Raw genomic sequence first — 23,331 nt, forward strand, 5'->3', positions numbered from 1 at the left:
TTCTAGTGTATGAGCCAACCGACGTTTCAGCCGTACCGCAAGGTACACGCCGCCAGTGGTGTTGTGGCGTACGCGTTTGACAATGACGCGATGCACATCCAGTTTCAGAACGGCGACGTGTACGTGTACACGCCCGCCGCAACCGGTCGCCTGCATTTAAAGGTGATGCGGCAGCTTGCGCGCGCTGGTGCGGGACTGAGCACGTACATCAGCCGCCAGATTCGGGATCGGTACTCGTTAAAGTACAAGCGAGAGATGCCCGATGAGACTGAAGTTGCAGCCTCATCGGCAGAGAAGCCAGCCACCGTTAAACGACGGAAGGTGGCGGCATCTCCATCTTCATGAAGACGTCGGCGCGATCGTACTTCATCTCCGGCAGTTCAGACGGAGGAACATGGTGGAAGCCCACGGCTTCATAGAGGTGCACCGCGTTCTGCAGCTTCTTGCTGCTGCCAAGAAACAGCGTGCGTGCGCCCAGAGAACGCGCCTGATCGATCATGTACAGCAACAGTTTTCTTCCGATGCCCTGCCCTCGGACCGTACTGTCCACCGCCATCTTTGAGAGCTCGTAGATGCCTTCGCCATAGCGAACCCACGCGGCGGCTCCTACGACACGTCCGTCGATTTCTGCGACGTACACCTGACCTCCTTTGGCAAGGATCGTGGTGTGAGGATCGTTCAATGTGGTGCGGTCCTTCTCTTCCAAACGAAACAGCTTTGTGATCCATGCTTCGTTCAAAGCACGAAATGCATCGGCGTCTGCCTGCGATTGCATGGGACGCATGGTTAGATTCGTCATCGCTTATTCTCCACGCCAGATCGAGCGCGCATCATGGTCGCCGTTGCTTCGGCAAAGACCGTTTCCCTGTCACCTGAAGTTACTTCCGCACTGGCGTACACCACGCGCCCCCGATCCTGCGTTACCCATGCACGCACGCACAACACAGAGTCTGTAGGCACAGGGCGCAGAAAACGCGTTTCGACCTTTGCGGTTACGGCCTGTATGCCTTCAAAGTGCAGGCACCATCCGAATGCTTCATCCATCAGCGTGAATGTGATGCCGCCGTGCAGAATGCCGTTCCAACCTTCATGTTCGCGGCGCGCAATGGTTCGCGCTTCTGCCGTGAACGGTGCTGTGTGGCCGAAATGAATGCCAAGACCTGCGGGATTTTTGGGCCCGCACACGTAGCATCCTGGGCTCTTCGTAAGGACGTTTTGTGCTGACGCTGCCAGTACTGCCATGACTCCAACCTAATCACGTCGATCAGGCATGTCCAATAGCATAATCAGCGTGATTGATAATCTGGATGCATGGATTCCGATCTGGAGTTGAAGCACTTCCGATCTTTCGTGGCGGTTGCGGAGGAGCTGCATTTTGGCCGTGCGGCCCGAAAGCTGTACCTGGCACAGCCCGCGCTTTCACAACAGATACGGCGCATGGAAGAGATTGTGGGATCGCCGCTGTTTAAGCGCACTTCACGCTCTGTAGCACTTACCTCTGCAGGCGAGGCTTTGCTGGAGCGCGCGCATCGCACGCTTCGCAATGTGCGGCTGGACCTGGAGGAGACGCGCAGCATTGCTCGTGGAGAAAGCGGACGCTTGAACGTTGGGTTCGTTGGTTCCAGCATGTTGGCGACGCTGCCTGCCGTGTTCCGGCAATATCGTTCTGCCTTTCCACGCGTGCAGATTCATCTGCATGAATCCTTCACATCGCGCGTTGCCAGCGGACTTCTGGATGGCACGCTGGATGCGGGTATTCTGCGCGACAGTGATCCGCAGCCAGACCTGGAAGTTGAGACTCTGTTCACGGAACGCTATCTTGCTGTGCTTCCCAGCAAGCATCCGCGTGCGAATCAGCGTACGATTCACGCGTCGGTACTGCGCGATGAACCTTTTGTGTTTTACTCGCGCGTTGCAGGAAGCGTTGCTTTTGATAAGCCGCTGTCACTTTGTGCCGGTGCAGGATTTCGACCGCGCGTGGTGCAGGAGGCATCTCACTGGCTCAGCATTGTGCGGTTGGTTGCGGCAGGCTTTGGTGTCTCCATTGCACCGGCCTGCGTGGCAACCATTGCAGAAAAAGGTGTGGTGTATGTTCCATTGCGAGGCGCTACGGAGGTCAGTCATGTAGAACTGGCGTTTCGTAAGGGTGAACAACGGCCTATTGTGCAAGGATTCGCCCGCATGGCACGCACCATTGGTAGAACGAAAGTCTAAAAGGAAAACTGGAGACTACCCTGCACGGTTCTTGGCGGGACAAAATGTGTGCCGCTGAAGGTGGAGAGGAAGTTGTACAAGGCGACCTTGTTCGCAACATTCAAGACAGTCACGCGTGTGCCTACTGTGACATGCTCAAAACGGAAGAGACGATCATCGCCTGCGGTGAGATCAAACAGTGTTCGTGGTGTGACGCGTACAGGATTTTTGTCGTCGTCCTCTGTACCAAAGGCCGGGATACGGATGCGCGTTGCGCCGAAGGTTGAGGCGCTGCAGTGTCGTATTGCCTGTGTGGGTGTGGCGTAGTTGTTGCCGCAGTGAAGCCCCATCTGCGATTGCTCGTCGGCGGTGAGATTCAGAGCGTCGAGATATGTTGGCACTGTGTCAGGAAGGGCGAGGCCGCTGTTGTAGCGCCAAATGCCCGAGATGTATGGCTTATGTGCTCCGATCATGCGGGCTGGAAATTCATAGCGAATGTCCGTTGTTTGCTCAAATTCCTCGCCGTGATCGATACGAAAAACAGGTGCTGACGGCACGCTGTTGAAGATGAGACCGCCTACCTGCGGTGTGAAGAAACGCGAGCGGACATGGCCCATGACGCTGAATATGGTTAGGCCGTGCCAATCGTGCAGATTGGCTGTGAGTGCGAGGCCGTCAATCTTTGACTTGCGCCACGCGACGCTGAATGTAATGGGCGTGTTGAAGAGCGTGTCGAAGTCGAAGTCATTGCGTGTGAACTTCCAGTAGTAGTCGGCGTTGACGCTGAGATGGTTGCCGAATGCCTGCTCGAATCCGGTGTTGAATTGGTTGCGTGTTGCCGGACGGACGGGTTCGGATCGATAGCTAGAGAACGGATTGATGCCGGTGCTGTTTGCGGAGCTTTCGTTGGCGAAGATGAGGTTCTCGTTGTACGGCGTTTCGTATAGACGCGCATATGAGCCGCGCAGCAGCGTGTGTGTCCATGGCGTTTTCCAGCCGAGGCCGAAGCGTGGTTGCACCTGGCGTCCGCGACTGAGGCCGTTGTAGATGTCATAGCGCAGGCCTGGGCTGAGTACCCAGTCGCCGAGTTTGATTTCGTCCTGCGCGTAGAACGCGGCTTGCACAACATCTGCGGATTGATTGAAGCGGAAGAGCGAACCGCCTCGCGTTAGGTCGTAGGGCAGGAGGTTGGGTAGAAAGTTGGGATTGATGCCGTATCCGGCGGTTGCGCATTCGTTGGTGGAGACAACACTGGATGCAGTTACAGGAGCGCCAGCGCTGTCGACACAGAGCGCGTTATAAAGCGGATCCGTAAGGGCGACGGCAAAGCGTTCATGCAGCAGCGTGTGCCAGTAAGTACCGCCGATCTTGGCAGTGTGATGACCGCGGATGTATTCGCCTTCGAGGCGCAAGCCAGTGTTCGTGAGCGTTCGATTCTGTGCGAGTGTTGCGGTGGCGTCAGACAACGGATTTGCGGATGGAAAATACTGCGCTTCGTCGTGACGGTAGAAGGGCGTGAAGTTGGTCAGGAATGACGGTGTGACGATGTGGGTCCAACCCAGGGCGATGTTGGCATTGCGGATCTGGCTGCGCTGATCCTGCCCTGCCGCAGCGGTGTCGTAGCTGTTGGGAGTTTGGAACCATGAGCGACCGGCGCCGAGGTTCAAGTGAAAAAGGTTCGCGGAGTTCGGTTGGAAATCGATTCGGTTGAATGCGCCCTGACCATTTCCGTTCGCGTGCAAAGGGAGGAATTCTGGGGTGTCGAGAAAACGTTCGGATCCATTTGCGCCGATGGCCAAGAACTCGCCCCAGCGTTTGCCGCCTGTGCCAAGAGCAAGATTCTGCGACCACGTACCGAAGCTGCCGTAGCTGCTGGAAAAGGTGCCGAATGGCTTGTGGGCCAGGCCTGACTTTGTTGTGACGCTTACGACGAGACTGGTCTTGTCGCCAAACTCTGCAGGCGGAGCGCCAGTTGTCGCAGTGAGGCTGCGAATGATGTTCGGGTCAATCTGGTTAGAGAAGACCTTCGCCATCTGGTCGGTGATGGGTTGGCCATCAAGGGAGATCGATGTGTCCGCGTGCTCCCCAAGAGGGTGCGCGAAGCCGTTCGCGTCCGCAGCTACGCCGGGCGTGGTGCGCGTGAGGATGTCAGTAAATCCCGTGGAAGCATTGAAGACGGGCACTGTCTCAAGCTGCTTCGAGGTCAGTGTGTGTTGCGCCGTGGGACTGTTGACGAGCGGCTGAGCCTCATCTGCGAAAACAGTCACCTCTTCCTGCGCATGTGGTTTCTGTGCAGCAGCAGTCAGAGAAAGAGCGAGAGGAAGAACGGCCAGTAAGTTTTGTGAACGCGACATATTTAGGCTTACCTAAAAAAGCTTTAGGTAAGCCTAAATTAAGAATGAGAACTGTGCCAAGCTTTCTTGCTTTCAAAGAAGCAAAAAGTTTTCAGCACAGAATATTTCCGGGAGTTATCCGCGGGTGGGCGGCTTCAAGCCGAGTTCCACCATGACCCGCTGAAGATCCTTCCAGGCCTCGCCCTTCTGGCGTGGGTCGCGCAGGAGGAATGCGGGATGGTAGGTGACGGCGCATTTGGCCCCGCGTACGTCATGCCAATGGCCGCGCAGGTTTGCCAGCGATTGCTTGACTCCGAGCAGGTACGTCGCGGCTGTAGCTCCGAGTGCAACGATCACCTTGGGCTGCACGATGTCCACCTGCTGCAGAAGGAACGGAGAGCAGGTGTTGGCTTCCTTAGGTTCTGGCGTGCGGTTTTGCGGCGGGCGGCACTTCACCACATTGGCAATGTAAACCTGCTCGCGCTTGAGACCCATTGCGTTGATCATGTTGTTCAGCAACTGCCCTGCTTTGCCAACGAAAGGGATACCGCTGGCATCCTCGTCTGCTCCAGGACCTTCGCCCACGAACATCAGTTCGGCGTTGGGGTCGCCGTCGGCAAAGACAATGTGGTGTCGTCCGGCGTAGGCCAGTGGGCAACGTGTGCAATCGCCGATAGTGTTACGAACACTTTGCAACGCGGCGGCCTTATCCGCAGGCGCGATGCGCTCCGTGGGCAGGGGTGCGAGATTGTTGAAGCTGACAAGAGGCATGGCGGGGGGAGCGAACTGTCCTGTGGGCGCGGGCGCCTGATCGAAATCGTATGCAAGAGGCGGTGGCGCCGCAGCTGTGGGTGGCGTGATGACAATGTCCGGCGCGCGATTGCCTGCTGGCAACGGGGGACGCTGTGGCGTGGGAGTTGGAGCGGGACGCTGCATGATTGGCGCGGCGGGTCGCTGTGGAACGGGCGCGCTGGATGCCGCGGGACGTTGAGCATTGGCGGGCGCAGAGGCCGCTATGGGCGAGGCAACTGACTTCCACCATGCGGCAAGCGCAGGATCGTCTGACGCATCGCTGGTGCGATACACGTCGTAAATTCCCAGGTCGCGAAGGTACTCCAGGTACCCGCGCAATGATTCCGCGCTTCCGTCCATGTGTCCATTCTAGAGCGCAGCAAGTTTATCGCCCTGTGGACGGCGGTGCAGCGGACCCTCCGCTACACAGGAACTTACAGTGCAGACGGCAGGATAGCCTTTGGAGAAGGCTTTACGAAATACCGCACGCTTCCGCTGCGGATTTCGTCCTGCGCCACGCGGCAGGCTTTCATGCTGTTGGTGTGGACAAGCGGAGCAGCGCCAGACTGAAGCTGACGCGCGCGGCGTGCAGCTCCTTTTACCAGGCTGTACTTATTGAGCAGAGCATCGTCGATACCGTTCAGGGCTTGCGAAGATTCGTTCATTCCCTTTGCCTCCGTACCGCATGAGGCAACTGTAACCCAGACTGGCAAGAAACGGCGCGAAGATTTTTATCAGAAGTAGACGAAACGGTTACTTCGCAGGTGGTAGAGGCGCGGCGGCGAACTGTTCCAGCACCTGACGCACGCCTTCCGGTGATATGGCAGTGCGGCAACCATTGGCTAAAGCAATGTCAGCCTGCGAAGCTACACCTCGTGCCTGCAACACGATAGCGCGGAGTTCCGCCGCTGCTGTGTCCAGCACATTGTTCACAATGGCAAAGCGATACTTCGACACATGCTCCAGTTCGCCGTGTGCCTGACGGAGACGGCGTTCGATCACGGCTTCGTCCGTCATTCGTTCCGCAGCGCTGCGATTGCGCAGACGCGTTTCCAGCACACCGGGACTGGGCGGCAGGATAAAGATGGAGACTGCTTCCGGCATGCGTTCCATCACCTGCAACGCGCCCTGCACGTCAATGTCGAGCAAAAGATCGTGGTTGTTATCTGCGGCGTGTACAAGCGCGGCGCGCGCGGTGCCGTAGTAGTTGCCGAAGACGTCTGCCCATTCCAGGAAGGCATCTTCCTGAATCATGCGTTCGAAGTTTTCGCGCGTGGTGAAGTGGTATTCGCGTCCATCTTCTTCACTGCCGCGTGGGGCGCGGGTGGTGTACGAGACGGAAAATTCCAGTCCTTCCACGTACTTTCGCACTTCAGTTACGAGTGTGCTCTTACCGGAGCCGCTGGGCGCAGAGATGATGAAGAGAATGCCTGCCATTGTCGTTCGTCCGTTTTGAAGTGAGTTTATATGCCCTGCGGTTGTAGCGGAGCGTCCGGTGCGGCATCGTCTCCTGCAAACTGCATCATGTAGAGCTTGTGATACGTACCGCCGTGCGCGAGCAATTCCGCATGCGTTCCGGTTTCCACGATCTGTCCGCGTTCCACCACCAGGATGCGATCCGCGCGGCGCACCGTCGACAGCCGATGCGCGATGACCAACACGGTGCGATGCACCATGAGGTTGGAAAGCGCCTCCTGCACCAGCGATTCGCTCTCCGCATCGAGTGCGGAGGTGGCTTCGTCAAGGATGAGGATCGGAGCGTCCTTCAGGATGGCGCGAGCAATGGCGAGACGTTGGCGTTCGCCGCCAGAGAGACGGAAACCCTTTTCGCCGATAACAGTGTTGTAACCGTCCGGCATGCGTTCGATGAAGCCGTGCGCCAGAGCCGCCGTCGCAGCGGCGATGACGCGTTCCATGGGGACGTCGGGCTGTCCGTAGGCGATGTTGTTGCGAACAGTGTCGTTGAACAACACCGTCTCCTGCGTGACGGTGCCGACGAGTTTGCGCAGGCTGCTGAGTTCCACGTCGCGCAGGTCGTTGCCGTCGAGCGTGATGCTGCCGTCTGTGGGGTCGAAGAAGCGTGGGATGAGATTGACCAGCGTGGATTTGCCGCCACCGCTAGGGCCAACGAGTGCAATCACTTCGCCGCGCTGTACGTACAGGTTGATGCCGCGAAGAACTTCGTGGAAGTTCTCTTCGTCTTCTTCGTCGCGATAGCCGAAGCGGACATCGTTGAAGCGGACGCCTTCATGGAAGCCGTCCAGACGAATCGCGTCGCGTTTTTCAGGAAGCTCGTCACGCTCGTCCAGGAACTGGAAGATCTTGTCGCTGGCTCCCAGTGCCTGCTGAAAGCTGTTGTAGTACACGGCGAATTTCCGGACGGGGTCGTACAGCGCGAAGACCGCAATGAGGAAGGTGATGAACGAACCAGCCGTCATCTGGTGATGCACGATGCGGTTACGACCGATCAGGAGCAACAGCGCAATGGCAATGGAGCCAAGGGCATCCATCAGAGGTGAAGAGATCGCGCTGAATCCGATGGCGCGCATGTTGGCACGGAGCAGCTTGCGTGCGGCACGACGGAAGCGGGCCATCTCCCACATCTCCATGCCGAAGGCCTTTACTATGCGGTTGCCGGTGAGCGTTTCATGCAGCAGGTTCTGGATGTCTGAGAGACGATCCTGCCCACCACGTGTCGTGCGGCGAACACCACGGCCAATCTTCTTCGCCGAATAGAAGATGACCACGACAAAGCAGAGCAGTATCCACGCGAGTTTTCCGCCTGCAATGATCACGACAAACGCGGTGAAGACCAGCGTGAAGAACTGCTGCAGGAAATCGCTAAGCACGGTAGACATGGCGATCTGTACACGCTCAATGTCGTTGATGAGCGTGGAGAGCAGAGCGCCGGTGGTGTACCGCTGGAAGAATGCGCTGGAACGCTTGAGTACTGCGCCGTAGAGGTCGTTGCGCAGGTCCGTGATCATGCCGTAGCCCGCGTAGTTGACCAGGTACGTTCCGGCGTAATCGCAGATGGACTTCAGCACCGCAGAGACGAACAACGCGTACGCCACCACCGTCCACGCGTTATGGAAGTGATGTGGCACGAAACGCTGGAAGTTAATCACCCAGTGCGTGTGCGGGACAGTGAAGACGAGAATGTTTGTGGGCTGCGACTCTGCGCTGAGCACGTTGTCAAGGATTGGCTTGACCAGCAGGATGCGTAGAGCGGCCATCGCACCGACAACGGCCATGAGCACCACGGACAGAAGGGCGAAGGGCAGATAAGGGCGCAGATACCACAGCAGGCGCAGGATGCGTTTCATTGCGTGGGCCGGGCCATCAAAAGTGTCTTGTACAGCACGGGTTTATCTTATCGCGCCGATGGTGGAGTGGTGCCGCAGACTATCGCGGCATGTCGCGGTGAGAGACCTTCACGTGGTAGCCTGCGTCGCTGAGGCGCTTCTTCATCTCTTCTGCAATGGCCACGGAACGATGCTGACCGCCCGTGCAGCCGAAGGCAATGGTCAGATAGCTCTTCCCTTCCGTGACGTAATACGGCAGAAGAAACAACAGCATGTCTACGGTGCGATCCAGAAACTCTGCTGTCTGCGGGAAGTCCATCACATACTTCGCCACGCGTTCGTCGCGACCGGTGAGCGGACGGAACTCCGGCACAAAGTGAGGATTGGGCAGGAAGCGCACATCAAAGACGAGGTCTGCTTCTGCAGGCACGCCATTCTTAAAGCCAAAGCTCATGGTGGAGACGAGGAGTCTCTGTTCGCCTTCGCGGCGGCTGAACTGCGTTGTGATGTGCGCGCGCAACTGGTGCACGTTGAAGTGCGTGGTGTCGAGCAGAACATCCGCTACGTTGCGGATTGGCTCCATACGCTTGCGCTCGGATGCGATGCTCTCTGAAACCAGCTCGTCCCGGCGCAGGGGGTGCGGGCGGCGCGTCTCGGAGTAGCGGCGCACCAGAACGTCGTCCGACGCCTCAAGATAGACAACTGTGGTGGGCAGCAGGCTACGCACGCTATGCAGGATGCCGGGAAAGTTCTCAATGGAGCCTTCGCGTACATCCACGCCCAGAACCGCACGGCTGAATTCATTTGAGCCGCGCAGAAGTTCGGCAAACTGCGGGATCAATTCCAGGGGCAGGTTATCCACGGCATAGTAGCCAAGGTCTTCAAATGCCTTTAAAGCGGAAAGCTTGCCTGCACCGGAAAGCCCCGTAAGCACTACCAGTTCGCGTTCGGAGGTGCGCGATGCTCCATCCTTGTTTTCAACTGCCGGAGTATCGCCTGACGGTGGTTCGATCATGCGCAAATGCTAGCATCGCGCGACAGTATCCGAATGGCCCAAAATGAAAAGAGGCATCCGCGATGGGATGCCTCTTTCTGCAACGATCGCAAACTCGTCAGGCGGCTTCGACTTCCTCCATCTCGACTTCGCCGTCTTCAATGGCCGCAATGGCCTTTCCTACGCCGGTTTTATTCTTCGCCGGGGATTTCTTCACGGAGGTAACTTCGCCCGCATCCGTGGTCTGGCGGCGAATGGTACCGGTGGCGTCATGGTCCGGATGATGGCGCGTTGTGACAACCTTCTTGCGCGCCTTCACGGCCTGCATCTCCACCTTGTCCAAAGCGTCTTTCAAGGCAACCTCAACATCTTTTGCCGAGGTATGTGAGGAGAAGGTACTGATGGTGTTGCGCACCGTAACTTCCGCCTCGCAGCGATTCTTTTCGCAGCTGAGCACCACCTTGGCCATACATTTCGGTCCAAGGATCTTTTCAATGCGCGCCAGGCCCTCTTCCGCCTGCGCACGCAACTTTGCAGTTACCTGTGTGCCTCTGCCGGTGATCTCAAGATCCATGCTGCTTACCTCCTTCACCTCTTGGGTAAGATGCCGGGTTGGTTAGGTCACGAAGCCTGTGAACGCCACGTGAATCCCGGCGCCTTGAAGTGTTTTTTTAGTCCCTTGGAGGCGGTACGTCAACTGGTATGTTGATGCACCCTGTGGATCGCAGCCGATTCGACTAGTCTCGCTTGCGGCGCTGATGTGTACTGGGGATATTCATATCCTCGCGATACTTCGCCACTGTGCGCCGTGTGACCTGAATTCCCTGCCTCTGCAGCTCACTGGCCAGCGCGTCGTCCGTCAAAGGTTTCTTCGGATCTTCTTCCTCAATCAGCTTGCGAACCTTTTTCTTCAACAGCATGAGCGGAAGATCGCCGCCTTCGGGGCCGTTGACCGCCTCGCTAAAGAAGAAGCGCAGCTCATACACGCCCTGGGGGGTGTGCACATATTTGTTCGCGACAGCTCGCGACACGGTGGAAGGATGTACGCCAATTTCTTCCGCTACCTCTTTGATCATCATGGGGCGGAGGGAGTCCACGCCGTGTTCCAGAAACTCCTGCTGACGGCGGACGATGGATTCGCAGGTGCGGACGATGGTGTTCTTGCGCTGCTCGATGTTGCGGAGAAGCTGGATGGCGGAGCGGTAGCGCTCCTTAACGTACTCCTTCACCTCGCGTTCGGTGTCCTTCTGGCGCAGCATCCTGCGATAACCGGCGTTCAGGCGCAGAGTGGGCAGGTCGTCTTCGTTCATGACGACACCCCATTCGTCGTTGCGTTTGACGAAGGCCACGTCCGGCTCAATCAGCCGCGTCTCCTGCTGGTTGTAACGCTGGCCCGGGCGCGGGTCGAGCGACCGGATGGCGTTGAGGGCCTCCTGCACCTGCTCTAGCGTGGCTCCGAGAAGGCGTGTGAGTTCGCGGAGATCGCGCTTTTGCAACAGGGGCAGGTGGTCTGTGACAATTTTGCAAGCGAGGGTAAGTTCACCCTGCCGAGCTGCGTATTCGTCCTCATCCAGAATGGCGTCATCCACATCGCGAAGGCCGGCGCGGATCTGCAACAAAAGGCATTCGCGCAGGTCTGACGCAGCAATGCCGATAGGATCAAGGGTCTGCACGATTGCCCTTGCCTCTGACATGAGGGCTGGCGTGGCCTGGCCGCTATAGTCCAGCGCAGCGAGTTCCGCGTCGTCTACGGGAAGATAGCCGTTGTCTTCCAGATTGCCGATGACAACTTCGCAAGCAGCGCGCAGTTCCGGACGCAACGTCATGGCGCCGAGCTGCCACAACAGGTGATCGGTCAGCGTGGAGGGCTTGGAGAGGAAGTTCTCAAACGAAGGCGAATCGAGCTCTTCAAACGATGGACCAGAGGCGCGGAAGCCCGGATCCAGATACTCCTGAAAGTATTCGCCCATGTCGATCTCATCGAATGGGTCTTTTTCTTCGCGCTCTGATTCTGTTTTCTGCTGTTCCGCGGAGAGTTCTCGGTCGCCTTCGCGTCCGGCAAGCTCTTCAAAACTGGCGGAGGAATCTTCGATCTCCTCCAGCACTGGATTCTCCACTACTTCAGCGTTGATCATCTCCTTCAGTTCCAGCTTGTTGAGCGCGAGCACACTCACCATCTGGACCAGGCCCGGTGTAAGCACCTGGCGCTGGGCAACTCGAAGGTTCAACTTAGGCTGAAGCAGCAAAGACAATTCTCCCGTGGCAAAAGAGGTCAGCGGCCCCGGCCGAAAAGAGGTTGGGGCTTCCTCTGCATTTCGAAGTCTACTCCGAAACGATGCGCCACGAACGGCCAAATGGCAAGCAACGTGCTTGCAAATTTATATTGAATTGTTCCAAACCGGCAAAGAAGAGGGTTAAATCCGGAGGACCAGTTTGCCGGGGATTTGCCAGAAACCACCCTGCTCAAGCCGAATCTGCTCTTCCTGCCTCTAGAAGGACTTTAACGCATACCCTTAAGCCATACCAATGAAATGCTTTACCGACCCAAGCGACGAACGCGCGCCGACTCGTTGGTCGGAACCGGACGCTGGACCGGCTGTGCAGATGCAGCGTATGGGTAAACTCCATCGCTTTCCTATCTGCTATGGTATCCCGTTCCTTGCATGCGAAATGAAATCTACAGGCGGAAGCTTTCACCCAGGTAAACGCGTTTGACTTCCGCGTCGCGGCCCAATTCGCCGGGTGTGCCGTGACGGAAGATGCGGCCCTCCGCGATGATATAGGCGCGGTCGGTGACGCTGAGCGTCTCGCGGACGTTGTGGTCCGTAATGAGTACACCAATGCCACTCTTCTTCAGATTGAAGATGATCTGCTGAAGGTCAAGTACAGCGATGGGGTCGATGCCGCTGAAAGGCTCGTCCAGCAGTATGAAGCTGGGGTCAATGCAGAGGCAGCGCGCAATCTCAACGCGGCGGCGTTCGCCACCGGAGAGCGCATAGCCCTGTGTGCGGCGCACGTGGCCCAGGTTGAGCTGCTCAATGAGTTGTGCGGTGCGGTTGCGGCGCTGTTCCCAACTGAGGCGCTGTGTCTCCAGGATGGCGAGGATGTTCTCTTCCACCGTGAGTTTGCGGAAGACGCTGGGTTCCTGCGGCAGATAGCTGATGCCGAAGTTCCGCGCGCGAAGATACATGGGCGTGCGGGTGATGTCTTCTCCCGCGACGGTGACACGGCCAGAATCCGGACGCACGAGGCCCACGATCATATAAAAGCTGGTGGTTTTGCCTGCGCCGTTCGGACCGAGGAGACCGACAACTTCGCCCTGCGTGATGCTGATGCTGACGCCACGAACAACTTCGCGACCGCCATAGCTCTTGGCAAGCCCGTCCGTGGAAAGCGTGTGTCGCGTCTGCGCCGCGCTGGATTCAAAAAGTTCCAAGCCAGATGACGAAGACTCGCCCCGCCCCTCCATCTCCAATGTACCTGTAGCCGATGTCATGCAATGTTTTAGACGAAACCTAAAAGACTGAGGATTCGTTATTTGGATGCCGACTATCGTTTCTGCGGATTGGCTTCGACTTCGGTGTGAACGCGGTGGGAGCCGGTGCCCTCTACCTCAACGTTGCTGTCCGCGCCGTGCAATATCAGGGTTGTGCCCGTGATGGTTCCCTTTTGCGTGTCGATGACTTTCGGCTGGTTTTGCGGCGTCCCAGTGAGCACGTAACGCTCATCCGCAGCGGTGTATACCAAGCGTTCGCCAAGGCCCGTGCGGCCCGGCTGCGCGAGGTTCACAGCGCCTGTAGCCACAATCTGCTGCACGTTGCCCGAAAGAACTCCCGGAGTGGTACCAGATAACGTAGCGACAGCCTGGCGCGCCGTAAGTGACGCTCCCGTGGTTTCCATGCGCACGCCGCCAGTCACATCAGCGTGGGCGAGATGCGCGCCTTCTGCAGGCACATAGAGCAATGTCGTGCCGACGATGCGGACCACACCGCTGGATTTTTCCTTGCCTGCGGCAGATGCAGGCAGCAACAGATGGACTGTGCCCGTGGCAGCAGAACCGGAGGGCGCGTGGGCCATGAGGCGGTTTGTATTGCGGTCCACTTCGATGACCGGTGCTTCCATCTGCGAAGTCGCTGTCCACATGCGTGCGGCGTGGGTTCCGGCAAAGAACTTCGCCACGGAACCTGCGACGGTGGAGTGTTCCGCCGTAACGTGTACGGGGTCAGAATCCTTTTGTGACTGATACACGCCGCGGACACTGCCGGATGCGTCCGCATCGCCGCTGCCCTGGGTGAGCGTGATGCGGTCGGCGGCAATCTGCATGCCGTCGCCGGTAACGCTGGGCGAGCCAGTGAGCAGCAGCTTACCGGTGGAGCCTTCAAAGTCAGCGTGTGAGGCTGTGGCATGTATTTCTGATGCCTTCTTGCTGCTGGTGGCGGGCGATTTCGCCATGACGGTCACGCGGCCATCCTGCATGGCCGATTGCACGGACGAAGCCGCCTTCCCTGCGCCGGGTGGCAGCAGTTTCACCTGCAGGGTGTCGCCAGTGCTGGTGCGCGTGGTGCCTGCACCGTCATCCTCGTCCAGCCGCGTGGAGCCGCTGCCTGTCAGCAGGGACACGTAGTGCTTCTTGCCAGAGGTGGCCATGATGGCATGCAGCGTATCGCCAGAAACAACGGTTGTTTTGGCTGGTTTGCCTGTGGTGACGGAACGAAGCTGCGCGCGGCCGGTTGCGGTGGCGTCCTTGAGGACGGTGTGGCGAGTGGCGTCCTGCGTGAGTGCCGCGACGAGATTGTCGGCGGTCAGGTGATCCAGCGAAGTGGCCGAATGATGGTCGAGCGTAACGCCGCCGGTGAGTTCTGCCGTTTTCGCATTTCCAGATCCATCAAAATGCACCACCGCCGTCTGTCCTGAGCCGCTGCCATCTGGATGAGACAACGTGACGCCTCCAGACATGGTGGCCAATGTGGGCTTGTTCTGCTCAGAGATTTTGGCGACGAGCTTGGGTGCCTGCGCGCGGATGCCCTCTCCACTTTGCAAGGAGGTGTGGCCGTCGGCGCGGATTTCGTCGATGCCACCAGAGGGGCCAGCGTCCAGAACGACGGTGTCGCCCGCGGCCTTCATCTCGCCGGTGCGCACGTCCGCCGTGTGGAGCGTGGCAAGGCGGCGGTTGCGGTCTAACTGGGCGGAAGCTGCGGTGAGATGCACTGGCTGCCGGTCCTGCGTGCCGTCCATGGTCACGGCAGAATGCAGATTCAGGAGGCCGGTGCTGGTGGTGTAATCGGCGCCCGTAGCCGTTCCGTGCAGATCGCCATATACGATCTGCATCGGCTGGTCGGTTGTGGCGACGCCCTCCTTCTGTGTGAAGACCAGGCCACTGGTGGTTACGGTGATGCGTTTGGCGCTGGGATTCTGCTGTGCGCTGGCAGGGGATGCCAGGTCGAGTTGCACTTCGCCCATCGCCTTCACGATGCCGTTGTTCTGGTCGTATTCAAACTCGGAGCCGCGGATGCTGTCCGTTTCGTGCGACCCCTCCGGACCGTAGAGGGTGATGGCGACGTCGTGAAGTGTGGTCTTACCGTTCTGCCGTTGGATGGCCTTGGCCGCGTGCAGCGTGAACAGCGTGTGGCCTTTCACGGACTGCGAATAGGTGAAGCCGTTGGCCTGCGATTTAATGTCAATGCCCATTTTTGCGGGCAGATCATGCAGGAATTTGCGGGCTTTATAGCGGGCAATGCCGATGAACGCCGCGAGTGCGGCTACCAGAACGATGACACCAACAAGAAGCCAACGGCGAAGCCGCGCCACCGAAATGCCGCCTGCCCTGCCCCGTCTGCTGCCAATTGCCATCGCTGTTTATCTTCTCAGGGAACAGGGGTCAGGGGACAGCTTTTAGCTCTTGGCTTTTAGCTTTTAGCTAAAGGCTATTGCCCTGAGCTTGAACCGCATGCGTTGCTGTAGCATCCAATATTGGTTATGGCCGATCAGCTTTATCTCAGCCTCTGGTTTCCCAACTTCCGTCTTGCTTCTCTGCCGGAGAAGCTCACCTCTGTCTTGGAACAGTTTGCCAAGGTGGCAAACAACCAGGGCCGCATTGCCGTGGCTTCCGCCATTCCGCTTGGGTGGAATGAGTCGCCCGTGTTTCAGCGCATTTTTGTGAACGATGACCGATCCGAGGATTCGGACGACTCGTTAGCCAAGAACGCTGTGGCAGAAGCTACCGAACAGCTGCATGACGACATGTCCTATGAATTCGAAGCTAAGTGGCAGCTATGGCAGCCGGAAGAAGGTGCCGAAGGCTTCGACAGCACCTGGCGACTGGAACCGGCGACGGTGAAGGTTATCGGTTTTGGACCGGAGTTTGACGACGCCAGCTACGAACAGAACGGACACATCCGCGTAGACTTCGGACTCGACACGCCGTGGGTGCAGGACGAAAACGATCTGGACGAAGATGGGCAGAAGCGCCTGCAGCAGAACGTGGAGAAGCTGTTGGCCTTTGTCTTGTCCGTGGAGAAGCATTGCGGCATTTCTTCTCGGTTGTTGTGGACCGAGAGCGGTGAGCCTCTGGCAGAGAAACTGATTGCTAGGTTGCAGCGTGTGAACTGAGCCGCTCGCTAGTCACTGCCGTCATTCTGAGCGCAGCGAAGAATCCCTACAGATATTTCTCAGCCACAAAGTTAAACGCCTTCCAGCCATTACATCTTGGGCTGGAAGGCGTTTGCTCTTATGGCCGGTTCCATGCGCAGGGATTCTTCGCTGCGCTCAGAATGACGGCGCGATAGTTTATCCCGCGATGACGATCTCCGAGAAGTCCGCGACCTTGCTGTAGTCCAGCAGGATGCGCAGCAGCAGGCCGAGACGTGCGGCGCGCAGTTGCGGTTCCGGTGCCATGACCATCACCTTGTCGAAGAACGCGTCCACAAAGGGACGAAGTTCAGCAATGGTGGCCAGCGCGAGCGTGTAGTCGCCGTCTTTGCGCAGACCTTCCACCCATGCGGCGCGGCGTCCGGCTTCTTCTGCCAGCGCCCGCTCCACAGGTTCGGTGAGGAACTCATGCTTGGAGCCGGGTGAGAAGACTTCGCCCTTGGCTTTTGCCTGTTCGACGAGGTTCTTCATGCGCTTGAACGCTGCGGCAATAGCTGCGAAGTCTGCGCCTGTGCGTGCTGCGGAGACAGCATCAACGCGCTTCATGGCATCGCGCACATCATCCGGGTTCGTGGCCATGACAGCCTTCACCACGTCATAGGCTCCTCCGCGAACATCGCGGAGATACCACTCCAAACGCTCGCTGAGGAAGCTCTTTACGCTTTCGCAGAGTGCCTCATTGTTATTCGTGGCGGCGCCAGCGATTTCACCAAGCGTCAGTGGCAGATCGCTTTCGGCAAGGATCTTTACGATGCCGTTGGCAGCACGACGAAGGCCAAAGGGATCCTTCGATCCGGTAGGCTGCATGCCCAGGCCGAACATGCCAGCAATGGTGTCCGCCTTATCCGCGATGGAGAGCAACTGGCCCTCGACGGTGGATGGGATGGCGTCTTCCATACCTGCGGGCTGATAGTGCTCGTAGATGGCGATGGCAGCGGCTTCGTCGATTCCCTGCGCCTTGGCGTAGAGGCCGCCAACGATGCCCTGCAGTTCCGTAAATTCCTTCACCAGTTCGGTGGTGAGATCGGCCTTGGCCAGCGTTGCTGCAGCGGTAAGTGCATCCAGCTTCAGGCTGACGCCCTGTCCGCGAGTGCTGGCCGAGGCGTACATGCGTTCGCGCACGAACTGGCCCAGCGTGACGACGAGCGCATTGGTGCGCTCCATCTTCGCGTAGTACGAGCCTAGTTCCTTCTGGAAGGTGACGTTCTTCAACAGCTCCACGCGCTCCAGCAGGGAAACGCGCTGATCGAACTCGTAGAAGAAACGAGCGTCGTTGAAACGGGCGCGCAAAACGCGCTCGTTGCCGTGCCGGATAATTTCAACGCCCTCGCCCGCGGGCTCTGTGTTGAGCACAGCAAGGAAGTACGGCTGCAGCTTGTGCTCACCGTTCTCAAGCGCGAAGTAGTTCTGGTGATCGCGCATAACGGTCACGAGGACTTCTTCCGGCAGCGGCAGAAACTCATCTTCAAACTTGCCGAGAAGAACGGACGGCCACTCGGTCAGATGCGTTACCTTGTCGACTAGCGGATGATCTTCGCGCCAGCGTGCGCCTTCGACGGTGCGCGTGGCTTTGTCCAGGTCTTTGCGGATTCGTTCGCGACGATGCTCCACGTTGACCATGACCTTCGCCTGGTACAGCTTGTCTGCATATTCCGCGGGTGCGGCGATGGTGATGGGCTCGTAGCCGAAGAGAACACGGTGTCCGTAGGTGACATTGGACGCAGTGACACCAGCCCATTCCACGGGTAGAACAGCACCGTCGAGCAGCGCAAGCATCCACTTGATGGGTCGCACGAAACGCTCTGGCAGAAACGGTCGCCAGCGCATGTTCTTGGCCCAGTAGATGGCGGCGATTTCCTTCGGCAGTTCTGCCAGAACCACCTCGGAGAACGATTTGCCTGCACGCTTTGCCGTGGCGGCAAGGTATTCGCCCTTGGCGTTGGTGATGGTGCGAAGCTGATCGACGGGGATGCCCGCCTTCTCCGCAAAGGCTTCTGCAGCTTTGGTGGGTTTGCCGTCTTTGTAAGCAGCCTTCACCGGCGGTCCAACGAGCTCTTCTTCTGCATCGGCCTGCTGCGCGATGACACCCTTTACCCATACGGCCAGGCGACGCGGCGTGGAGTAACTCTCAACAGAGAATCCCTCTTCCACGAGGCGTTCACGCGTGAGCAGATCGCTGACACGCTTCGTTAGCTCTGCTTCAGCTCCCGGCAACATGCGTGCGGGAACCTCTTCCAATCCAATTTCAAACAGAAAATCTGCCACTATGCACCAGCCTTTTCTTTCAAGGCAGCAAGACGTTCCACCTGCTCCGCGTAGATCTTCGCCACGCCCACAATCAGCGTGCGGATGCGAGCCATAACGCCTACGCGCTCCGTTACGGAGATGGCTCCGCGCGCGTCCAGCAGGTTGAACAATTGCGAACACTTCAATGCCAGTTCGTACGCGCCAAGCACGGGGAAACGCTTGACCGTGACTTCATCCGCATCTTCCGAGAGCACCTTAAACGCTTCGAGAAGTCCGAGGCATTCGGCCTCGTAATTCTCAAGATGCAGCCAGAGCTTCGCCACATCTGCGTGGTCAAACGCAAAGGCCGAAAGCTGCTGCTCTTCATACAGGCGGATGTCACCGTAGGTGGTGATCTTGCCGGTGTCCGGCTCCTTCGCCCACTCAATGTCGTAGATGGATTCCTTATCCTGCAGGAACTGCGTCAGGCGCTCCATGCCGTAAGTGATCTCGCCGCTGATGGGATCCAGATCCATACCGCCGCACTGCTGGAAGTAGGTGAACTGCGTGATCTCCTGGCCGTCCATCATGACCTGCCAGCCAACGCCCCAGGCGCCACCCACGGGCCATTCCCAGTTGTCTTCTTCAAACTTGATGTCGTGCTCGGCCAGCACAATGCCGATGGCCTCCAGGCTTTTCAGGTACAGCTCCTGAATGTTGGCTGGCGGCGGTTTCAGGATGACCTGAAACTGCGTGTGCTTGTACAGGCGATTGGGGTTGTCGCCATAACGCCCGTCTGCCGGGCGGCGCGAGGGCTGCGCGTAGGCAATACGAACCGGCGTGGGACCCAGAACGCGCAGGAAGGTATCCGGCGACATGGTGCCTGCGCCCATCTCCGTGTCATACGGCTGCTGCAGAACACAGCCCTGCTCTGCCCAGAAGCGCTGAAGGGCAAACAATGTTTCCTGAAAAGTCATCACGCTACGGCGCGGCGTGGACGCGGCTGTTTCTGCTACGGCAGACATGTGTGGGTGCGTACTCCTTGATGCGTTCCCGTCAGTTTATCGCGAGAGGCACAGGAAAGCCGCGATCAGATATGAATGCCCCAGCCCAGTTCGCCCAATTCGCGCTCAATTTCAAGCAGAGCGGCTTCCAGGGCGGAGCGACGATGCGGGCTGGATGTGCGTTCGCTCAGGACGCGTTCGCGCTGCAGCTCAAGCTCCTGCACGCGGCGCTTCTTCTCACGTTCCGTGCGCTGCTGTTCTGCCGGAGTCACCGGCTTTGCTGCTGGAGTTGGTTCTGGTGCGTCCACGTCTTCTTTCTCCCATCCACGAGCCATAAAACCATTCTATGCCCCTTACTGCGAATGTCGTAAAACGGCCTGAGTCGTAAGGCCCACCTGTAACGTCCAGAGAGAACACACGAAAGTATCCTTTTGCCACTTCTATTTGGCACAATGAAAGCCTGCGGAGTTCTCCGCAAACTGCTAACGCACCTTTTTCCTTTCGGAGCTGTCCTTCATGTGGATTGTCCGCCTTGCCCTTCGGCGCCCCTACACCTTCGTGGTGATGAGTGTGCTGATCCTTGTGCTTGGCATTGTCTCGATTGAGACCATGTCCACGGACATCTTCCCCACCATCGACATTCCTGTTGTCACGGTGGTGTGGAGCTATAGCGGTACCAGTCCGGATGAGATGGAAAAGCGCTTCACCACCATCAGTGAACGCGCCATGACGACCACCGTAAACGACATTGAGCATCTTGAGTCGCAGTCGGTCAACGGTATCTCCATCATCAAAATCTTCTTTCAGCCGGGCGTGAAGGTAGAAGCCGCGGTGGCGCAGGTAACGGCCGTCAACCAGACGATTCTGCGTGTTCTGCCGCCGGGCACCACACCGCCGTTTATCCTGCAGTTCTCCGCGTCCAACGTGCCAATTCTGCAGGCCGTGGCTTCATCGAACAAACTTTCTGAAAGCGAACTGTTCGATGTGGGCTCGCAGTTCATCCGTACGCAGCTGGCGACGGTACAGGGTGCGCAGGTGCCGCAGCCGTATGGCGGACGTATCCGCCAGGTTGCCGTGGATCTTGACCCGGCCGCCCTGTATGCAAAAGGGCTCTCTCCTCAGGACGTAGTGAACGCACTGACGGCACAGAACATCATCCTGCCTGCCGGCGACCTTAAGGTGCAGGACCGCGACTACGTGGTCCGAACCAATGCTTCGCCGCAGATTGCGGAACAGTTGAACAACATTCCCATCAAACAGGTGAATGGCGCGACGGTGTTCATGCGCGATGTGGCAACCGTTCACGAGGGTTCCGCGCCACAGCAATCCATCGTCCGTTATAACGGCCAGCGCGCCGTGCTGATGACGATTTTGAAGGCATCCTCCTCCTCCACGCTGGACATTGTGAAGCGCGTGAAGGATGTGCTGCCGCACATTCTGGCCAATGTGCCGCCACCTGCGCCGGAAATCCGCATCCTGTTTGACCAGTCAATCTTTGTGCGTGCGGCGCTGCAAGGCGTGGTGAAAGAAGCCGCCATTGCCGCCGGCCTAACGGCCATCATGATCCTGCTCTTCCTTGGATCGTGGCGCTCGACGGTGATCATCGCCGTGTCGATTCCGCTGTCGATCCTCGTATCGGTCATCTGCCTGAAGTTCCTGGGGCAGACGCTGAACACCATGACGCTAGGCGGACTGGGACTTGCAGTCGGCATCCTTGTGGACGACGCCACGGTGGAAATTGAGAACATCCACCGCAACCTGGGACTGGGTAAAGAGATTGAACCCGCCATCCTGGATGGCGCTGCGCAGATTGCGGTTCCGGCATTCGTCTCCACGCTGGCGATCTGCATTGTGTTCGTTCCGGTAGTGTTTCTGACCGGCGCGGCCAAGAGTCTGTTTGTGCCACTCGGCATGGCTGTGGTCTTTGCCATGATGGCTTCGTACTTCTTGTCGCGAACGCTGGTGCCCACCATGGTGAAGTTCCTGCTGGCGAAGGAAGTGGACGTTTACTCGCTAGCGGAAGCATCCCACGGTGATCATCCCCTGTCTGCAGAAGAACAGGCAGCCGTTGATGAGAAGATGCGGGGGCTGGGGGCTATCTGGCGTACGCACTTTGCCTTTAACCGCGTCTTTGAGGCGTTGCGTTCGCGCTATCAGCGTGTGCTGGACTGGGCGCTGGTGCATCCGGCTTTTGCATTGGGCTGCTTCGGTCTCTTTATTGCCATGTCCGCCTGCCTGCTGCCGTTCATCGGCCAGGACTTCTTCCCTGATGTGGATGCCGGCAGCTTCCGGCTGCACGTTCGCACGGCTCCCGGCACGCGCCTGGAAGCAACGGAACAGGTATTTGCGCAGGTGGAGAAAGTTATCCGGGAAACCATTCCGGCAAACGAGCTGGACGGCATTCTGGACAACATCGGAACGCCGAACGGCGCGTTCAACCTGGCCTTTGGTGATGGCGCTCTCACCGATGTGCAGGACGGCGAAATCCTTGTCTCGCTGAATCAGGAAAAACATAAGCCCACCGCGCTCTATCGCGAGAAGCTGCGCGAGACGCTACGCAAACAATTTCCGCAGACCACGTTCTATTTCCAGGCCTCGGACATTGTGAATCAGATCCTGAACTTTGGCCTGCCTGCTCCGATTGATATTCAGGTGAGCGGACGTCTGGCCGATGCAAACTATGCGACCGCGCAGTCGATTCGTGCGGACATCGCAAAGATCCCAGGCGTGGTGGATGCGCATGTTCATCAGGTGCTGTATGCGCCGGAGTTGCGTGTGAACGTGGATCGCTCACGCGCACAACTGCTGAACATGACTGAGCAGAACGTGGCGGGCAGCATGCTGACGGCGCTCTCGGGATCAGGTATCGCTGCACCAAACTACTGGCTCAGCCCCAAGACAGGCGTGAACTATACCGTGGTAGTGCAGGTGCCGCCCACGACATTGGATTCCGTGGATCAGTTGAATAATCTGCCGATTTCCAACGGCACGACAACGACGCAAGGAGCGACCAACGCTGGCGCGCCGCCAGTAGGTGCATCGCAGTTCCTTTCCAACCTGGCGCAGGTACAACATGGATCAAGCCCGGCCATCACAAATCACTACAATGTGCAGCCGGTGTACGACGTGTACGCCAGCACGCAGGGCCGCGATCTGGGCGCTGTAAACCGCGACATCGAGAAGGTGCTGAAGAACTACACCGTGCAGAATGGCAAGCTGTCCAAGGGCGCGACCATCTCCGTGCGCGGCCAGGTGAAGAGCATGCAGGACAGCTTCACCGGTCTTGGCCTGGGCATGATCTTCGCGGTTCTGCTGGTGTACCTGCTAATGGTCGTAAACTTCCAGAGCTGGCTTGATCCGTTCATCATCCTCATGGCGCTGCCGGGCGCTGCCTGCGGCATCCTGTGGATGCTCTTCCTGAGCGGCACTACCTTCTCCGTGCCCTCGCTGATGGGAACCATCATGACCATTGGTGTGGCAACGGCAAACTCCATCCTGATGGTGACCTTTGCCAACGATCAGCGTTCGCTGGGCTTGAACAGTATCCAGGCGGCATCGGCCGCGGGCTTTACGCGTTTGCGTCCTGTCATGATGACGGCGCTCGCCATGATCCTGGGCATGCTTCCCATGTCGCTGGGCATGGGCGAAGGCGGCGAACAGAATGCACCACTGGGACGCGCCGTAATTGGCGGCTTGCTGGTGGCCACCGCAACAACCCTCGTGATTGTTCCCATCTTCTATTCCCTGCTGCGTAAGAAAGTTCCAAGCCATCTCCAAACGGAAGAGCTGCCGGAACCTGAAGAGGAGTTTTCGCATGCATAACTCTGCACAGCTTT

Annotated in this window: 19 protein-coding genes; 4 read left to right on the forward strand and 15 right to left on the reverse strand. The window is 58.2% G+C overall.

The features are described from left to right. Positions 1 to 9 precede the first annotated feature (9 nt). On the forward strand, positions 10 to 345 hold the full coding sequence (locus tag JAO32_RS06565) for a hypothetical protein (protein WP_334238708.1): 336 nt from the start codon (positions 10 to 12) through the stop codon (positions 343 to 345). Here JAO32_RS06565 and JAO32_RS06570 read toward each other — a convergent pair. Further along, a complete protein-coding gene (locus JAO32_RS06570; protein ID WP_334238710.1) occupies positions 308 to 799 on the reverse strand; it encodes a GNAT family N-acetyltransferase in 492 nt (163 codons plus the stop codon). The two genes, JAO32_RS06565 and JAO32_RS06570, sit on opposite strands and share 38 nt — an antisense overlap. Beyond that, positions 796 to 1,242 (reverse strand): PaaI family thioesterase, encoded by a 447-nt coding sequence (locus JAO32_RS06575; protein ID WP_334238712.1) that lies wholly within the window; start codon positions 1,240 to 1,242, stop codon positions 796 to 798. Before JAO32_RS06575 ends, JAO32_RS06570 begins: the two co-directional genes overlap by 4 nt. 69 nt (positions 1,243 to 1,311) lie before the next feature. Between JAO32_RS06575 and JAO32_RS06580 the strand changes: the two genes are divergently transcribed. After that, positions 1,312 to 2,214: a LysR family transcriptional regulator gene (locus JAO32_RS06580; RefSeq protein WP_334238714.1), complete on the forward strand. Its 903-nt coding sequence runs from the start codon at positions 1,312 to 1,314 to the stop codon at positions 2,212 to 2,214. On the opposite strand, the gene JAO32_RS06585 is transcribed toward JAO32_RS06580, so the two are convergent. From JAO32_RS06585 to lptC, 10 genes are all read right to left on the reverse strand, one after another. Then, positions 2,211 to 4,547 carry a TonB-dependent receptor gene (locus JAO32_RS06585; RefSeq protein WP_334238716.1) on the reverse strand — a complete coding sequence of 779 codons (2,337 nt, stop codon included), beginning with the start codon at positions 4,545 to 4,547 and terminating at the stop codon, positions 2,211 to 2,213. The two genes, JAO32_RS06580 and JAO32_RS06585, sit on opposite strands and share 4 nt — an antisense overlap. 114 nt (positions 4,548 to 4,661) lie before the next feature. Beyond that, entirely contained in the window at positions 4,662 to 5,678 is a 1,017-nt protein-coding gene (locus JAO32_RS06590; RefSeq protein ID WP_334238717.1) for a uracil-DNA glycosylase family protein, read from the reverse strand. A gap of 74 nt (positions 5,679 to 5,752) precedes the next feature. Next, the gene (gene rpoZ, locus JAO32_RS06595) at positions 5,753 to 5,983 is read right to left on the reverse strand and encodes a DNA-directed RNA polymerase subunit omega (protein ID WP_047486656.1); all 231 of its coding nucleotides are present in this window, start codon (positions 5,981 to 5,983) and stop codon (positions 5,753 to 5,755) included. A gap of 88 nt (positions 5,984 to 6,071) precedes the next feature. Next, the gene (gmk, locus tag JAO32_RS06600; RefSeq protein ID WP_334238722.1) at positions 6,072 to 6,755 is read right to left on the reverse strand and encodes a guanylate kinase; all 684 of its coding nucleotides are present in this window, start codon (positions 6,753 to 6,755) and stop codon (positions 6,072 to 6,074) included. A 26-nt stretch (positions 6,756 to 6,781) separates the two neighbouring features. Next, positions 6,782 to 8,644, reverse strand: a complete 1,863-nt coding sequence (locus JAO32_RS06605; protein WP_334238724.1) for an ABC transporter ATP-binding protein — start codon at positions 8,642 to 8,644, stop codon at positions 6,782 to 6,784. A gap of 79 nt (positions 8,645 to 8,723) precedes the next feature. After that, entirely contained in the window at positions 8,724 to 9,638 is a 915-nt protein-coding gene (gene rapZ / locus JAO32_RS06610; RefSeq protein WP_334238726.1) for an RNase adapter RapZ, read from the reverse strand. A 97-nt stretch (positions 9,639 to 9,735) separates the two neighbouring features. Beyond that, entirely contained in the window at positions 9,736 to 10,191 is a 456-nt protein-coding gene (gene hpf / locus JAO32_RS06615) for a ribosome hibernation-promoting factor, HPF/YfiA family (protein ID WP_334238728.1), read from the reverse strand. A gap of 163 nt (positions 10,192 to 10,354) precedes the next feature. Further along, positions 10,355 to 11,863: an RNA polymerase factor sigma-54 gene (rpoN, locus tag JAO32_RS06620; RefSeq protein WP_334238887.1), complete on the reverse strand. Its 1,509-nt coding sequence runs from the start codon at positions 11,861 to 11,863 to the stop codon at positions 10,355 to 10,357. Between the two features lie 431 nt (positions 11,864 to 12,294). Beyond that, entirely contained in the window at positions 12,295 to 13,113 is an 819-nt protein-coding gene (lptB, locus tag JAO32_RS06625) for an LPS export ABC transporter ATP-binding protein (RefSeq protein WP_334238730.1), read from the reverse strand. A gap of 53 nt (positions 13,114 to 13,166) precedes the next feature. Beyond that, positions 13,167 to 15,467: an LPS export ABC transporter periplasmic protein LptC gene (lptC, locus tag JAO32_RS06630; RefSeq protein WP_334238732.1), complete on the reverse strand. Its 2,301-nt coding sequence runs from the start codon at positions 15,465 to 15,467 to the stop codon at positions 13,167 to 13,169. Between the two features lie 126 nt (positions 15,468 to 15,593). Here lptC and JAO32_RS06635 point away from each other — a divergent pair, with 126 nt between their 5' ends. Beyond that, on the forward strand, positions 15,594 to 16,226 hold the full coding sequence (locus JAO32_RS06635) for a hypothetical protein (protein ID WP_334238734.1): 633 nt from the start codon (positions 15,594 to 15,596) through the stop codon (positions 16,224 to 16,226). A gap of 177 nt (positions 16,227 to 16,403) precedes the next feature. Here JAO32_RS06635 and glyS read toward each other — a convergent pair whose 3' ends face one another. From glyS to JAO32_RS06650, 3 genes are all read right to left on the reverse strand, one after another. Next, complete coding sequence (glyS, locus tag JAO32_RS06640) at positions 16,404 to 18,530, reverse strand: glycine--tRNA ligase subunit beta (RefSeq protein WP_334238736.1); 2,127 nt, start codon at positions 18,528 to 18,530, stop codon at positions 16,404 to 16,406. Then, positions 18,530 to 19,516: a glycine--tRNA ligase subunit alpha gene (locus JAO32_RS06645; RefSeq protein ID WP_334238738.1), complete on the reverse strand. Its 987-nt coding sequence runs from the start codon at positions 19,514 to 19,516 to the stop codon at positions 18,530 to 18,532. The genes glyS and JAO32_RS06645 overlap by 1 nt, the downstream gene beginning before the upstream one ends. A gap of 65 nt (positions 19,517 to 19,581) precedes the next feature. Further along, positions 19,582 to 19,830: a hypothetical protein gene (locus tag JAO32_RS06650; protein ID WP_334238740.1), complete on the reverse strand. Its 249-nt coding sequence runs from the start codon at positions 19,828 to 19,830 to the stop codon at positions 19,582 to 19,584. A gap of 181 nt (positions 19,831 to 20,011) precedes the next feature. Between JAO32_RS06650 and JAO32_RS06655 the strand changes: the two genes are divergently transcribed. Then, positions 20,012 to 23,317: an efflux RND transporter permease subunit gene (locus JAO32_RS06655; protein WP_334238742.1), complete on the forward strand. Its 3,306-nt coding sequence runs from the start codon at positions 20,012 to 20,014 to the stop codon at positions 23,315 to 23,317. Positions 23,318 to 23,331: the final 14 nt, after the last annotated feature.

This window comes from Terriglobus sp. ADX1 (assembly GCF_036877645.1).
Taxonomy (GTDB): Bacteria; Acidobacteriota; Terriglobia; order Terriglobales; family Acidobacteriaceae; genus Terriglobus.